10 protein-coding genes and 1 pseudogene are annotated in these 15,458 nt (G+C 68.8%); 7 read left to right on the forward strand and 4 right to left on the reverse strand.

The genetic code is table 11. The features are described 5' to 3' along the window. The first annotated feature begins 26 nt into the window (after positions 1-26). Complete coding sequence (locus G3I60_RS21035) at positions 27-2,930, forward strand: AAA family ATPase (protein ID WP_164294518.1); 2,904 nt, start codon at positions 27-29, stop codon at positions 2,928-2,930. A gap of 243 nt (positions 2,931-3,173) precedes the next feature. Here G3I60_RS21035 and G3I60_RS21040 read toward each other — a convergent pair whose 3' ends face one another. Next, on the reverse strand, positions 3,174-4,067 hold the full coding sequence (locus G3I60_RS21040) for an amino acid ABC transporter permease (RefSeq protein ID WP_164294519.1): 894 nt from the start codon (positions 4,065-4,067) through the stop codon (positions 3,174-3,176). Between the two features lie 25 nt (positions 4,068-4,092). Beyond that, positions 4,093-4,998 (reverse strand): ABC transporter substrate-binding protein, encoded by a 906-nt coding sequence (locus tag G3I60_RS21045; protein WP_164607624.1) that lies wholly within the window; start codon positions 4,996-4,998, stop codon positions 4,093-4,095. 453 nt (positions 4,999-5,451) lie between these two features. Between G3I60_RS21045 and G3I60_RS21050 the strand changes: the two are divergent. From G3I60_RS21050 to G3I60_RS21060, 3 genes and pseudogenes are all read left to right on the forward strand, one after another. Then, positions 5,452-5,718, forward strand: a pseudogene (locus G3I60_RS21050) (Ku protein); the annotation flags it as partial. A 317-nt stretch (positions 5,719-6,035) separates the two neighbouring features. Continuing rightward, complete coding sequence (locus G3I60_RS21055) at positions 6,036-10,016, forward strand: endo-alpha-N-acetylgalactosaminidase family protein (protein ID WP_164294521.1); 3,981 nt, start codon at positions 6,036-6,038, stop codon at positions 10,014-10,016. A 223-nt stretch (positions 10,017-10,239) separates the two neighbouring features. Beyond that, positions 10,240-10,905, forward strand: a complete 666-nt coding sequence (locus G3I60_RS21060) for a class I SAM-dependent methyltransferase (protein ID WP_164607627.1) — start codon at positions 10,240-10,242, stop codon at positions 10,903-10,905. A 43-nt stretch (positions 10,906-10,948) separates the two neighbouring features. Here the strand turns inward: G3I60_RS21060 and G3I60_RS47095 are convergent, their stop codons facing one another. Beyond that, positions 10,949-11,203, reverse strand: coding sequence for a hypothetical protein (locus G3I60_RS47095; protein ID WP_369334868.1), 255 nt, complete (start codon positions 11,201-11,203; stop codon positions 10,949-10,951). Here G3I60_RS47095 and G3I60_RS45575 point away from each other — a divergent pair. Both G3I60_RS45575 and G3I60_RS21070 read left to right on the forward strand, forming a co-directional pair. Then, positions 11,129-11,389 (forward strand): hypothetical protein, encoded by a 261-nt coding sequence (locus tag G3I60_RS45575; protein WP_239070044.1) that lies wholly within the window; start codon positions 11,129-11,131, stop codon positions 11,387-11,389. The two genes, G3I60_RS47095 and G3I60_RS45575, sit on opposite strands and share 75 nt — an antisense overlap. A gap of 289 nt (positions 11,390-11,678) precedes the next feature. Continuing rightward, the gene (locus tag G3I60_RS21070) at positions 11,679-11,897 is read left to right on the forward strand and encodes a universal stress protein (protein WP_164294524.1); all 219 of its coding nucleotides are present in this window, start codon (positions 11,679-11,681) and stop codon (positions 11,895-11,897) included. 180 nt (positions 11,898-12,077) lie between these two features. On the opposite strand, the gene adhE is transcribed toward G3I60_RS21070, so the two are convergent. Continuing rightward, a complete protein-coding gene (adhE, locus tag G3I60_RS21075; RefSeq protein WP_164607629.1) occupies positions 12,078-14,759 on the reverse strand; it encodes a bifunctional acetaldehyde-CoA/alcohol dehydrogenase in 2,682 nt (893 codons plus the stop codon). 311 nt (positions 14,760-15,070) lie between these two features. Here adhE and G3I60_RS21080 point away from each other — a divergent pair, with 311 nt between their 5' ends. After that, positions 15,071-15,322, forward strand: a complete 252-nt coding sequence (locus G3I60_RS21080; protein ID WP_164294526.1) for a hypothetical protein — start codon at positions 15,071-15,073, stop codon at positions 15,320-15,322. Positions 15,323-15,458 lie beyond the last annotated feature (136 nt).

Consider the following 15,458-nt stretch of genomic DNA (forward strand, 5'->3'; position numbering starts at 1 on the left):
AGCCGTCTGGTCGGGAGGCTGGCTACATGCATGCTGATCTGGGCTTTAAGGCCGCCGACTCAGGGCATGGGTTTGCGCTGGTCGGCCGGCGTGGGGAGCTGAAGCTGCTGTCGGCCGGGTTGTCGCGGTTGCCTGCGGTGGTGCTGGTGGAGGGCGAGGCCGGGGTCGGCAAATCCCGCTTGGTCCACGAATCGGCCCGCGCCGTGGCAGCGCGCGGGGTGCGCGTGCTCACCGGTTACTGCCATCCGCTGCGCGAGCCTCTGCCCTTCGGCCCAGTGCTGGACGCCCTTGCCACCGCTGCCGACTGGCTGCCGGAGCCGGGCCTGCTCAATCCGCAGACCGGGGCGCTGGCCCCACTGCTGCCCCAGCTCGCAGACCGCCTGCCCCCTGCTCCCCAGGCCCCGGCTGACCCACGCGCGGGCCGCTTCCAGCTTCTGGGGGCGGTGCGCGGAATCCTGGAAGCGCTGGGCCCGGTGGTGCTCGTGGTCGAAGACCTGCACTGGGCCGACGAGACCACACGTGAGCTCCTCCTGGTGCTGGCCCGAAATCCGCCCAAGAACCTGGGACTTGTGTTCACCTACCGTACAGAGGACCTTGCGCACAGCACCCCGGTACTCGGCGCGCCCTACCACCGCCCCGCGGGAACCAGCGGCGCGGAGATCCATCTCGACGCACTGAGTGAACAGGACGTGCAGGACCTGGTCACCGCCGTCATGGGGCCGCGGTCCACCAGGGCTCTGGGTCAAGCGATCTACGAACGAAGCGCGGGGTTGCCGCTCGTCGCGGAGGAGGATCTGCTCACCCTCACCGACTGGGGCCGCCAGCCAAGGCCGCCCAACGCGGATGCGACGACCGTGGTCGAGACGCTCCAAGACATCGAAGTACCCCGGGCATTGCGGGAGGCGATCGTCAGCCGGATGACGGGCCTGTCCGCACCGGCGGTGGCCATGGTCGAGGCCGCTGCCGTACTGGCCGTGCCATCATCCGGCCGGCTGTTGGCCGATATCGCTGATCTCGACGCCGATCAAGCCGAAGCTGCGCTGGTGGAGGCTCTGCAGGCGGCAGTGCTCCGCGAGAGCGCACCTGCGCTGTACGGGTTCCGTCATGCACTGGCTCAGCAAGCCGTCTATCGCGAGATCCTCGGCCCTCTGCGCAGTGCGCTGCACCGTCGGGCCCACCGGGTTCTGCAAGGACAGTCCAGCCCCCCATTGGTGCAGATCGCGCACCATACCCTCGCGCTCGGCGATATGCAGACCTGGCTGCGTGAGGCTGAGGAAGCCGCCGATCAGGCGGTCGCCCGAGGCGACGACGGCACCGCGATCAGCCTCATCCACGACATCCTCAGGCAGCCGCATCTACCTCCGGATCTACGCAACCGCGCGGCCCTGGCCCTGGCGCGGATTGCCCACTACAGCGTCGACTACAGCGCCAGTGCCGCCGCGCTGCGCCGGATCGTGGTCGATCCCCAGCTTGCAGCCGAGGCTCGTGGGGAGATTCGCCTGGCGCTGGGCCTGTTCATGATCAACCAGTGTGGGGACCATGCGGGTCACCGTGAGCTGCAGCTGGCTGTGCCGGAGCTGGCCGACCGGCCCGATCTGGCCGTGCGTGCCATGGTCGCCCTCGCACGGGGCGAGCCTGATCTCTCCCGTCGGGAGGCGATGGCATGGATGGACCAGGCCGAACGCACTGCCCAGGGCGTTTCTTCCCCGAAATCGCGGGCGGCGGTGTGGGCCACCAGACTGGATCTGATGGCTTTGGACGGGGACCCACGGGTGTGGGAGCTGGTCGAGCAATTGTCCCGGCACACCGGGGACCGCGAGGTCTTGCGGCAGAATCTGCGTGCCGTGCACAACGTGGGCGTTGCCGGGATGGAGCGGGGCTACGACGAGCGCGCTGCCGGCCTGTTGAGGGAGTGTCGGGACGTCAGTCGGCAATCGGGCTTCTCTACCATGGAGGCCTTCAGTCGCATTGGGCTGCTGACGATGGACTGGTTGGCCGGCCGGTGGGCGGGGCTGGAGGATGAATTCGCGGCGCTCACGGCGGATGCTCCCGACATGCTCCCCATCACCAAGGCCGCCGCGCAGATCGGCGGGAATCTGGCCGCCGCTCGCGGACAGTGGACACGTGCCCTGGGCGCGTTCGGTCGCGCGGCCGTCATGGAGGACCGATTCTCCGAGGCAGGCGAGGTGCTGTCCGCGACGGCCGGCATCGCTCAGGTACGCCTGGCCCAGGGAGACCCGCAAGCTGCTTGGGCCACCGTGGCGCCGAGGCTGGATCCCATGCCTACCGCGCCGCGGCCCTGGGCGAACGGTCTGCTGGTGGTGGGGGTCCGGGCCGCCCTGGCCTGCGGCGACCATGAGAGGGCCCGGCACCTGATCGTTTCAGCTGAGGAGAGCATCCTCAACAAGGGCTCACCCGCGATCACCGCCGTCGTCCATCTCCTCAAGGGCATGCTTCTTCAGCAGGCCGGGGACATCGACGGCGCGGGTGAGCACTTCGATCGCGCGCATGTGACCTACAAGGCGATCGGACGGCCCTACCCTGCCGCACAGGCCGCCGAATGTCTCGCCCATACCCGCGCCCCCACAACTGAACACGACGCCGCGCAGCAGCTGGCCGAGACCGCAAACGCCTACAACGATCTCGGGGCCACCGCCGACGCCGCCCGCTGCGAGCAGGCTGCACGCAAACTCGGCCTCACTCGCCCCGCGCCCCGCGCCCCGCGCCGTTACGACACCGATTTGTCGCCCCGCGAACAACAAGTGGCGCGCCTCCTCACCGACGGAGCCACCAATCAGGACGTCGCCCACGCCCTGTCCCTGTCCGTCCGCACCGTCGAGCACCACGTCGCCCGCGTCCTCAAGAAACTCGACATCAGCAGGGAAGAGCTCCGCGGCGCCGCATCCGCGCTCCCCCCTGAAGGCCCGTGAAGCACGCAGCGCCGCCGGTGGCCTGAAAGAGCGTTTTGTCTCGCCGAGGTTGTTTGGGGCAGGTGCAGGGCAGAGCTGTTCCATGCCGTGGCCCCGGACACGGTGTCCGGCCACGGATACGCGCTATCGCGTTCATCCGAGTGCGCACCCGCCGACGAGAACGTACCGAGCCAAAGGGAAGTGAGCCTCGCATCCTCGTGGGTGCAGGTCGCAGGGTTGGTCCGCGCCACCCCGGGGTATCGCTCAGGCCGCTTTGGCCGGAATGAGGCGGCTGGTGCCCCGGCCGTAGCGGCGCTCGATGAAGTACTGCCCGATCATCAGCAGCGAGGTAAAGGCCAGGTACCAGATACTGACGGCGATCAGCGCCGGCATGTTCTCAAACGTCCTGGAGGCAATGTCCTGCCCGGCCCGGGTGACATCGACCAGGGAGATCGCGCTGACCAGTGAGGTGATCTTGAGCATGGCGATGGCCTCGTTGCCGGTCGGTGGCACGATCACCCTCATCGCCTGAGGCAGCATGATCCGGCGCATGGTCTGTCTGCGGGTCATTCCCAGGGACGCCGCTGCGTCGGATTGCCCCTCGCCCACGGAGAGGATGCCCGCCCGGACGATCTCGGCCATGTAGGCGGCCTCGTTCAGGCCCAGGCACAGTACGGCCGCGGTAGGCAGCGACACCAGGTCGTTGTAGGCCCAGGAATGGAATTCGGGGCCGAACGGGATGCCGATGGAGATCCTGGGCCACAGCGCGCCCAGGAAGTTCCATATGAACAGTTGGACCAGCACCGGTGTGCCGCGGAAGACCCAGATGAACAGCCAGGCCGGACCGGAGAGCAGCGGGTTGTGGGATAGCCGCATCACGGTCAGGAAGAGCCCGCCGATGGAGCCGATGACCATGGCCAGAACCGTCAGGAGCAGTGTCGTCTGCAGGCCCATGAGCACAGTGGGGTCCCACAGGATGTCCCAGACCCGGTGCCACTGCAGCTTGGGGTTGGTCACGATCGCGTGGCCGAGCATCGCCAGGAGGACTCCGACGGCGCCGACGGCGGCCCAGCGGCCCGGATGGCGCACGGCAACGGCGCGGATACTCTCCGGCCGAGGACTACTGTTGACCTGCTGTTCCTCCGCATGGGTGTGCATGATCATCCCCTGTTTCGCGGTGGTGTCAGGAAGTGGCGCCGTTGACGACGGACGTGGTGACGGCGTTGGACTCAAGGTCCCATTTGTCGAGGATCCGTCCGTACGTTCCGTCGTCGATCAGTGCCTGGACGGCACGCTGGACGGCTTGGGCGAGCTTGCCGTCGCCTTTGGGGATCACAATCGCGGAGGGGGAAACGTTGTAGGACCCACCCAGCTGTTCGATCTGGCCGGATGCCTTGACCGCGTAGTTGACGGCGACGTTGTCGGCGATCATGGCGGAGACGCGACCTGCGAGCAGGGCGGCGGCGACCTGGGTCTGCAGGTCGAACTTGTCGCCGTCCCCGGGAATCGGCGGCTTCCCCTCCGCCCGGCATTTGGGATTGCGGGTGTTCTTGACGTCTTCGGCCTGGATGGAGCCGGCCTGCACCGCCACCCTGACCCCGCACAGCAGGGCGGCGTCCAACCGGTCGGGATTGCCTGACCGCACGGCGACCGCACTGCCGGAGGTGAAGTACGTGACCATGTCGACCGCCTTTTGGCGCTCCTGGGTCGCGGCGAAGTCCGACATGGCCAGGTCGTACTTGCCTGCTTGGACGCCGCCGATGATCCCGTCGAACTTGGCGTCCTTGAATTCCGCATCGAGCCCCAGCCTGTCAGCGACGGCCTCACCCAGGTCCACGTCCACGCCGACGATCCTCCCCTGGGCATCCTTGAACTCCATCGGGGCGTAAGAGGCATCCGTTGCGATGACGACCTTGCCCTTCGCCTTCAGATGCGCCGGAACAAGAGCTGCCAAGGCGGCGTCGACGGACGGAGCAGTCGCTGAGACGCGTGGCTGCGAGCCGCCCCCACCATCACAACCCGTAACCGCTAGGCCGCCGATGGCGATTGCGGCTGCGGCTGCGCGCCTCCAGGTGGCTGCTGCCGTCATGACCGCCTCCCAAGGCGCTCCGGGCGCCTTTCAAGCGAGGCTCTTGACGTCAGCGACGCAAGAAGATCTTGCGGCCTGGGCGCCGGAGCGAAGATGACCAACCTCCCCTCCCATAGTCACCCCACATTCAGGAGGACGCCTCCCGTCTGACAGTGACCGCGCTGCGCAGGACGGGAGCCGGCGCGCCAGCGGCCGCCAGGTCGATCCGGCGGTGGTGTTATGGCGCGGCCGCGGCCCGGACGTCCGGAGCCGTACACGGCCCGTCACCTGACCATGATCCGCCCGGACCAGCCCCCGGCTGCTCACCCCTGGGCGCCCGCGCGTTGGGCCGGCGGATGCGACAGGGTGTGAGTTCATCGGGCGGGCGCACCAAACGGGCCAATCCGACTGGCGGATGTGGGTCGCCAACACCGTCCCTCCAGCATGATCCGCGTGTTGCTGGCGGCGGCGGCGATGGTACGAGCGATCTGGAGTGGTGTCCTGACGTTCGGGCTGGTCACCGTGCCTGTCGCGCTCGTCACCGCCACCGATGACCACATGGTGCACTTCCATAGGTTTCAGCGTGGCACCGGCGACCGCGTCCGCATGAAGAAGATCAACGAACGCACGGGGGACGAGGTCGAGAACGGCGACATCGTCAAGGGCTATGACCTGGGAGGGGGCGGGTACGTCGTCGTCGAACCTCAGGAGCTGGACGAGATCGCCCCGGGTAAGTCCCAGACCTCCCCTTGAGGCGGGCCCGCCGGCATCCCCCCTCCTACGCCGTGTTCGACATCATCGCCACGGCTGAGCACGGGGACGTCCGCACCGAACGTACCCCTCAGCCCCGCTCTCCCCATCGAGGACAGAGGGGTGCGACCGGCCGGCCGATCGGATAGCGCGAAATGTCCAAGCGCGCCGAACTGCTTGTCCATATACGGGAGTTCGGCCGGTCCGCAGACTGTGCGCACACGCAGAGCGCCCCACCGCTCCTACGGGCACGCGGACCGCACGGCGTTCCCTGGGTCCCGCGCGTCCCGTTCACGAGAAGGAGCATCATGCACGACAACGACCCGAGAATCCATCGAGCCCCCGAGGGACAGCCCTCGGGCGTGAGCCGCCGCACGCTCCTGGTCGGCACCGCCACCACCGGACTGCTGGCCGCCACCGCCCTCCCTGCGGCCGCCACGGACCGCACGACCGAGTTGCTCTCCGACAACCTCGCCGTCACGGTGGACACAGCCTTCCCCCGGGTCATCGGCTACCGGTGGCTCGCGACCGGGGACACCCTGGGCGGTGCGCTGGACGCCGGGCGGACTGTGCGGATCAACGGCGAGAACCACACCCCGGAGGTCACGGCGGAGTTCACCCGCACCAGGGCTGCCTACCGGCTGGCCTTCCCCGCACTGGACGTCGTCGTCGACCTTCGGCTGACGCTCAAGGGCGCGGTCCTGCGCCTCAAGGCGGCGAAGATCATGGAAAGGGGCTCCGTGAAGGTCTCGGCCTTCGCCCTGCCCGGTCTGGGACTCGTCTCCGCGTCCGCCACCCAGAATGCCGGCATCGCGCAGGTGGCACTGGGGTACGGGCTGGGCGCTCCCGTCCAGGAGGCCTTCGTCAAGGTCGCCGACGCCCCGGCGGACGGAAGATGGCGGCGGGCCTCGTACGCCATCCTTCACACCGGCTCACTGGCCGCCGCCGTCGAGTCGTTCACCTGCGCCGACGACCGGCTATTGGTGCGCACCAGCACCGTCGACGGCGCCCGACACACGGAAATCGCGAGCGGGGAGTGGATCCACCGGGGCGCGGACGGCAAGGTCTTCGACCTGCCGGAGGCTGCGGTCGTCGTCACCGGCGACCGCAACGGAGACGGCGTCGCGGACTGGCAGGACGGTGCCATCGCCTTCCGTACGATCATGCGCGAGCCGCCGGCCGCCGAATGGAGCCGCGGACGGGTGGTCCAGGGCGTCGCGATGAACATCGCGAGCAACGCCAACACCCCCTTCCTGACCGCCCTGGACGAGATCCGGCGAACCTACCTGTACACGGACGGACTGCCGCAGGCGATCCTGGTGAAGGGGTACCAGTCCGAGGGCCATGACAGCGGGCACATGGACTACACCGACTACAACGAGCGGGCCGGCGGCCTGAAGGCGCTCCGAACCCTGACCAGGGACGCGCGCCGCTACGAGGCCGCCGTCGGAGTGCACATCAACGCCTGGGAACAGTACCCGGAGGCGGAGAGTTTCCGCTGGGACCGCAGCAACGGGGCCACCGACCTCGGCTGGCGGTGGATGGATCAGGCATGGCACTCGGACACCGTCAGGGACCAGGCGACGGGTGCATTCGCGAAGCGCTTCGCCGGGCTGGTCCGGGATCTGCCTGACCTCGGTTTCGTCTACTCCGACACCTACTGGACAGGCGGCTGGGCGGCGGCCCGCCAGGCGCGGGTGATCACCGGCGCGGGTCTGCCGCTGGGCGGCGAGGCGGACGGACAGTTCGAACGGGACGGCGTCTTCACCTACGCCGGCCAGACGGACGGCGGCCTGAAGTCGCGGATCATCCGCTTCATCCGCAACCACCAGCGCGACGCCTGGAAGCGAGACCCGCTGTTGCGCGGTGCGGACAACACGCACTTCATGGGCTGGCAGGGTCAGCGGAACATGCGGAACTGGCTGCGGGCGACGTTCACCACGAACCTGCCCACCAAGTTCCTTCAGCACTTCGAGATCACGCGCATGACGGATCACCAGGTCGACCTGACCGGCGGGGTCACAGTCAGCGACGCGTCCGGAACCGTCAGGATCACCCACAACGGGCGTCTGGTGGCCGACGGTTCGAGCATGTTCATCCCCTGGGAGCCCACCGACGGGACGGATCCGGACAAGATCTACCATTGGAACCCGACCGGCGGAACGACCACCTGGCAGCTGCCCGCGAGGTGGGCGCGCGCGCAGAGCATTGACCTCTACCGACTGGGCGAGAACGGCCGTACGCACGTGGCCGGGCTGCCCGTGACGCGCGGTGCCGTCACTGTCACCGCGACAGCGGAGACCCCCTACGTCCTGTACCGCAAGCCGGCTCCGTCGCCGCGCGAGGCCGCGTACGGCCGGGGCGGAATCGTCGCGAACCCGTCTTTCACCGGCCGTACCACCGACGGCTGGACCGTCCCCGATCCGGAGCAGGTCACCGTCACGGACGACGGCAACGGGCTGACCTACCTGCGGATCGCCGCCACCGGCTCGCGCACCGTGTCGCAGCGGCTGCGCCGGCTCTCGCCCGGCACGTACTCCGCGTCGGTCTGGGTAAGGATCACCGGCACCCGTAAGGCCGCGCTGACCATCTCCGGCCACGGCGGGCCGGAGGCCGTCAACTGGGCCACCAGCTCGCCGCTGACCAACAAGATCGGCAACGGGCGCCGCACCGGCACCACCTTCCAGCGCATGCGGGTGCTGTTCACCGTTCCGCGCGGCGGCGGGAGCGACCGTTCGGCACTGCTCACCTTGTCCGCCGAGGCGGGTGGAGCGGGTACACAGGTGGACTTCGCAGATGTGCGGGTCGTCGAGGCTCCGGGGGCCGACCCGAATCACGGCGCCCACTGGTTCACCGAGGACTTCGAGCATGTCGACGAGGGCTGGGGGCCCTTCGTCTACACCGGGACGGGCGGCGCCGACCGAACCCACCTGTCGAGGACGCACGAGGGCTACACCCGGGACACGGTCAGCGGGCGGTTCTCGCTCAAGACCCTCGCGGACAGCACCGGGCTCGTCTACCGGACGATGCCGCAGACCCTGCGCTTCGCGCCCGGACGCGCGTACCGGATCCGCTTCTCCTACCAGGCCGACCCTGGCTCGGACTTCCGTGCTGTCATCGGCCGGGACGGCGGTCCCGCCCTCACCGAGGACACTCTGCCGCCCACCACGAGCAGACCCATGGACAGCGCCCCGCCCCGCTCCCTGCCGGTGCCGGAGGGCTGGGACGACAGCCTGCCGCCCCAGCCGTCCGCCCCGCACCGGGTGTACGAGCAGACGATCGTCACGGGTGCGGCGGGCTGCGGTGACGTCTGGCTGGGCGTCAAGCGTGCCGCCGGGGACGCCTTCGTCCTGGACGACCTGGTGGTGGATGATCTCGGGCCGGCCGGACCGGACACCGGGTGCCCCACGGCTCCACCGGTCAAGGTCGCCGTCGATGCTGCACTCTACACCCGGGGGACAGCCACCGCGGTCACGGTGCGGCTGACCAACGGCAGCGGGAGTGAACTGACCGGGGCCGTCCTGACCCTGGACGCCCCCGACGGCTGGCGCGTCACCCCGGAGCGGGTCGCCTTGGACCCGGTGGCCGCCGGCAAGGCCGCCACCGCCGCCTTCTCGGTCGTGCCGCCCCTCTCTGACAGCGCGGAGACCGAGGGCGCCGTACGGGCCCGCGCCACGTACCCACTCGGCTCGGGCACGGCGGTCACCACCGCCGCCGTACTCGCCGGCCTGCCGCTGCCGAGGATCTCCGCCGCCTACAACAGCACCATGATCGCACGCGACAGCAACCCCTCGGACGGCTCCTTCGCCGAAGGCAACAGCTACTCCGCCGACGCCCTCAACGCTGCGGGAGCCGCCCCCGGCGCCCGGATCACGGTGGACGGACTGGAGTTCACCATGCCGCGGTACGGTCCCGGCGAGCGCGACAACGCGGCGGGCGGGGGCGGCGTGATCGCCCTGAGCGGGCACGCCCGCGAACTCGGCTTCCTCGGTGCCTCGGTAGGCGGGGTCACCGGCACGGTAACCATCCGGTACACCGACGGAAGCTCGGCCACCGCGAACCTCTTCCTGCCCAACTGGCTCTCGGACCAACCTACCGCGAACGGCGCCCGGATCGCCGTCACCACCGACCACCGGGTCACCCCGGCCGGACCCGCAAATTTCGGCCTGCCGTACCGCCTCTACGTCAACACCGTTCCCACCGACCCGACCAGGGAACTGCGCTCAGTCACCCTGCCCACCAACTCCGCCCTCCACATCGTTGACCTGGCGACCCGCCCGGTCACCTAGCACCCGCACACGTCACACCGACCGGGCGTGCGGGCCCGGCTCCCCAAGCCGGGCCCGCACGCCCAACACACCGGCATTCATCAAGTGATTCACCGGCGTGGCCGTGATGTGCCGCATGTAGCGCTGCGCGGTCGATCGTTCCCCAACACGGGTTGTATGCCGAACCTGACAAGGGTTGTCCGATCTCCGGCTGTCAGCACCCTCCTCGCCTAGGGTCGTCCGTGTGACTGAACCCTCCTACCTTGCCGCGGTCCGGGAGTCGTACGACACCGTCGCCGCCGACTACGCGGAGATCGTCAAGAGCCCTGCGGAGCTTGATCCGTTGTCCCGCGCCATGCTGACCGCCTTCGCCGACGTCGCGCGGGCGGCCGCCGCCCTCGGGCCGGTCGCCGACCTCGGGTGCGGCCCGGGCAAGGTCACCGCATACCTGGCGGAGCTGGGGGTGTCCACCTTCGGTATCGACCTGTCCCCGAAGATGATCGAGCTCGCCCGGCGGGCCTGTCCGGGGCTGCGGTTCGCGGTGGGGTCGATGACCGCCCTTCCCGTCCGGGACGACGAGCTCGGCGGCATCCTGGCCCACTACTCCACCCATCACACGCCACCGGAGTGGTTGCCCGTCGTGTTCGCCGAGTTCCGGCGCACGCTCGCGCCGGGCGGCCGTCTGATGATGGCCGGCTATGTGGGAGACGACGAGGAGGAGCTACGGCCGACGCAAGCGTTCGGCGGCCATCCGGTGTCCTACGCCTCCCACTTGCTGCCGGTGGACCGGATCGCCCGGCTGTTGGGCCGGGCCGGACTCATCGTCACCGCACGCCTGATGCAGGAGCCCGACGAAGGGGCCAAGCGAACGATCGCCACTTTTCTGGCCAGAAGACCCGAGCGGCCATGAGCGCCAACGCATCAGCACCCGGTCTCCGACCTGTGGACGTCGCTCACCACGGGGGATCACTCGCAGGAGGTGCCCTGAACGGCGGCCGGGCCGGGCGCGATACCGACTCAGGCACCGGCGTCGGTCTGCGATCCGGCAGCCCGGTCCCCCGGCAGCCCGCGGAGTGCTGGCGCGCGGTTGAGCACGCCGATCCGCCCCGGTCCGTGCACAGGGTCCATGCGGCGTGGTTCACGGCGGCGCTGAAAACCTCATCGCGGCGGGCCCACCCGTAAATCCGGACTGCTGTGACGCCAACGATTTCTGCTGCGTCTTTGACCGGGTTACCGGCCTCGACAAGATCAAGGACCTTCTGACGCAACACGTCGGGGAACATCTGGGCGGCCTCGCCTCGTCGGCGCTCGCGGGATGCCATGTCGTGCGCTTCCAGGCAGTCGTCACAGCGGCATCCGAATCGCCACAACTGGAAGGGGCGTACGCGTCGTGATCCAGCCCCGGAAAGTCCTCGGCGCGTCCCGGCGCCGCCAGAAGGGCCGCGCCCGTCCATGCCCAACGTGTGCGAGCTCCGACAGTTTGCTGTTCGCCACCCGGAAGACAGCCGGCGTTCTTGAGCGTGTAGACGCTGCTGAGGACGACGCCGAGCAGGTTGGCGACATCAGCAGCCGAGTAGACACGCCGCGGCTCGATGCGGTCGGCGACGTGTAGGACCGGATGATCCATGGTGGGTGACCCTCCGGGAGGTCGCGTCATGCCCGCGTGCGCGGCAGGTGACCGGTATGCGCAACTGGCGGGACAAGTTCCCCGGCGTCGAGGTGATCGAAGAAGCTGTGACGGGACGGCCCGCGGAGCGGCTTCTGGAAGCAGCAGGTGACACCTCTCTGCTGATTGTCGGCCGGCGCATCAGTCACCTGCCTACCGGCAGGTACATCGGCCCCACCACCCTCGCCCTGCTCCACCATTCCTCTGCGCCGGTCGCCGTCGTTCCGTACACGTGAGCATCCGGACAAGTGAGCCGCCGGCGTCGGCACTCGGTTCGCCGCCCCATGATGTCCGCCGAGCACTCCCGCACGACGGCCTGACCCGGGCCCTGAAGTGAGGGCCAGGGTCAGGCATGGGACGGCGTCCTTGTCCCGCCCGTACTGAACGGCTGCCACCGGGTCACCCTCGTGCCCGCCTCAGGCGGGAGAGCCGTAGTACGCCTGGCGCATGAGTTGCCGCATGTCAGCGAGCATCGGCATGCGGGGGTTGGCGGGGGCGCACTGGTCCTCGTAGGCGTTCATCGCCTGTTGGGGCAGGGCTTCGAGGAACGTTTTCTCGTCCACGCCCGCGGCCTTGAAGGACGGCGGGATGCCGACGGCGTCGCGCAGTCGCTCGACGGCGGATGCGAGGGATTCGACGCCCTGTTCCGGTGTGGACGCCGGCAGGCCGAGGGTCTGGGCGATGGCCTGGTAGCGCTCGGGGGCGATGTAGTTGCGGTACTTGGGCCATGAGGTGACCTTCGCCGGTGCGCTTCCGTTGTAGCGGATGGCATGCGGCAGCAGCAGTGCGTTGGTGCGTCCGTGCGCGACGCCGAAGGTCCCGCCCAGGGTGTGAGCCATCGCGTGGACGACACCGAGGAAGGCCGAACCGAACGCCATGCCGGCGATGGTGCCCGCGTTGTGCATCTTTTCCCGGGCGATCAGGTCGTGCGTGCCGGCGGCGACGGCGCGCTCCAGGTGGTCGAAGATCAGCCGGATCCCCTGGAGGGCCAGCCCGTCGGTGAAGTCGTTGGCATAGACAGAAACGTAGGCCTCGATGCAGTGCGTCAGGGCGTCGAATCCGGTGTCGGCTGTGACGGCCTTCGGCAGGTGGGTGGTGAGCGCCGGGTCGCAGATGGCGATGCTCGGGGTGAGGGCGTAGTCCGCCAGCGGGTACTTCTGACCGGTGGCGGTGTCGGTGATCACCGCGAAGGGCGTCACCTCGCTGCCGGTCCCGGACGTCGTCGGGATGCACACCAGCTGGGCCTTCTCGCCGAGGTCGGGGAAGGTGAACGCGCGCTTGCGGATGTCGAAGAACTTCTCCTTCAGGTCCGCGAAGTCGATGTCCGGGTGCTCGTACATCAGCCACATCACCTTGGCCGCGTCCATCGGCGATCCGCCGCCCAGCGCGATGATGGCGTCCGGCTGGAAGCCGTGCATCAGCTCGGCCCCCTTGGTGACGGTGTCGATGCTGGGGTTGGGTTCGACGTAGTCGATGACGCGGATCTCGCAGGGCGTCGTGCGCCGGTCGAGGATGCCGCGGATCCGCTGGAGATGGCCGATGTCCACCATGGTCCGGTCGGTGACGATGACGACCTTGCGGGCACCGCGCATGTCGGCCAGATAGGTGATGGAGTTGCGCTCGAAGAAGATCTTCGAGGGGACCTTGAACCACTGCAGGTTCGTGTTGCGCCGCCCGATCCGCTTGATGTTCAGCAGGTTGAAGGCGGTGACGTTCCCGGAGACGGAGTTGTGGCCGTAGCTCCCGCAGCCCAGGGTGAGCGAGGGCAGGAAGGCGTTGTAGACGTCGCCGATGCCGCCCTGCGAGCTGGGGGCGTTCCAGATCACCCGGCAGGCCTTCACCGCGTGCCCGAACTCCTCGGCGAACGCGGCGTCCTCGGTGTGGACGGCGGCGCTGTGCCCGAGACCGTGGAACTCCACCATCTCCGCCGCCAGCCGTATCCCCTCGGAACGGTCGGCCGCACGCAGCACGGCCAGCACCGGACAGAGCTTCTCGCGCGTCAGTGGCTCGCCTTCGCCGACGAAGGAGACCGGTGCCAGGATGATGGAGGTGTCCTGCGGGACGGTGAAGCCGGCTGCCTGTGCGATCTCGGCCGCGGAACGGCCGACCACGGCGGCGTTCAACACCGCACCTGCGCAGTCGAGGTCATGAGCGGTACCGACTCCGAAGACGTACTGCTCCAGTGCCGCCTTCTCCTGCGGGTTCACGACGTACGCCTTGAGCGTCCGGAACTCCCCCAGTGCCGCCTCGTACACCTCGTCGTCGAGGATCACGGCCTGTTCGGACGCGCAGATCATGCCGTTGTCGAACGATTTGGACAGCACGATGTCGTTCACCGCGCGCTTGAGGTCCGCGCTCTTCTCGATGTACGCGGGGACGTTGCCCGCCCCGACGCCCAGCGCCGGCTTGCCGCACGAATAGGCGGCCTTCACCATCGCGTTGCCACCGGTCGCCAGGATCGTCGCGACGCCGGGATGATGCATCAGCGCTGCCGTCGCCCGCATCGAGGGCTCCTCGATCCACTGCACGCAGTTCGCAGGCGCTCCGGCCTTGACGGCTGCGTCGCGCACGATGCGGGCCGCAGCCGCGGAGCAGCGCTGAGCGGCGGGGTGGAAGGCGAACACGATCGGGTTGCGGGTCTTGAGAGCCATGAGAGCTTTGAAGATGGTCGTCGAGGTCGGGTTGGTCACCGGTGTGACCCCGGCGACGACACCGATGGGTTCGGCGATTTCGACGATGCCGGTGATCTCGTCGCGGCTCACCACCCCGACAGTTTTCATTCCCGCCATCGAGTGGGTGACGTTCTCACAGGCGAAGACGTTCTTGACGGCTTTGTCCTCGAAGACGCCCCGGCCGGTCTCCTCGACCGCCAGGGCGGCCAGGCCGGTGTGTTCGGCCAGGGCCGCCAGGGACGCCTTCCTGACAATGAGGTCGATCTGCTCCTGGGTGAAGTCCGCGTACTCCTCCAACGCCTGGAGGGCCCCTTCGACGAGGCTGTTCACAGCCCGATCGGTCTCGGGGCTGCCGTTTGTCGACGACTTCGCGTCGTGGTGGGCAGCCGCGAGGTGGGCGCCGGCGATCGGCTTCGACCTGGTCATGGAACCGCTCCTCGGAGCAAAGATGGTGACGGGTCGCGAAGGAGGCGGCCCCTGGCTTCACTGGCGTTCTCAGCCTGCGCCGACGAGCCTCGCCGCACAGGTGGCCATTCGGCCCTCGTCACAGGGTTGAAGGTCACCACCTTGGACCGGGGGAGGAACGAACCCGTCATCGGTCTCCCACAACTGTGCCGATCCGCAGCCTCATGGGTAGGGACAAGCGTGGCCCTCTCGGTCCCGAGGAGGGGGCCGTCCGGCCCGTTGGCGGGCGCCTTTCAGCGGAGCGAAGGTGAGGTGACGGGAAAATCGTGGCCGTGACTGACGAGGTCGCCATGTGGCTGCTCGGCGGAATCGCGCTCGTGGCGTGGGGAGTCCTGAAGATCGTTGGTGTGCGCAGTCCGCTGGTGCCGTGGCCGTCGGTCGGTCTGGGAGTGCTCGTCATCGCGGCGGCGGGCAGCCCCTTCGTGCCGCACCTGTTGAGATCCGGTCGCCGGGACGGCATCCGAGGCGGCACGTTGTCGGGGATGCCGACGCGACGGGGGGACGGGGACATGACGGGTCCCTGAACCTCTGAGTTCTCTCTGAATCTCTCACGCCGCCCTTCCTCGCTTCTGCTCCCGGCGTGCCGGCTGTGGAAGGACGACCCGGGCAAATGCGCCCGCTGAGCTGCGCCGACACGGATGCGCCAGGGTTCACCCCAGG

This window comes from Streptomyces sp. SID13666, assembly GCF_010548325.1.
GTDB classification, from domain to species: Bacteria; Actinomycetota; Actinomycetes; order Streptomycetales; family Streptomycetaceae; genus Actinacidiphila; species Actinacidiphila fildesensis.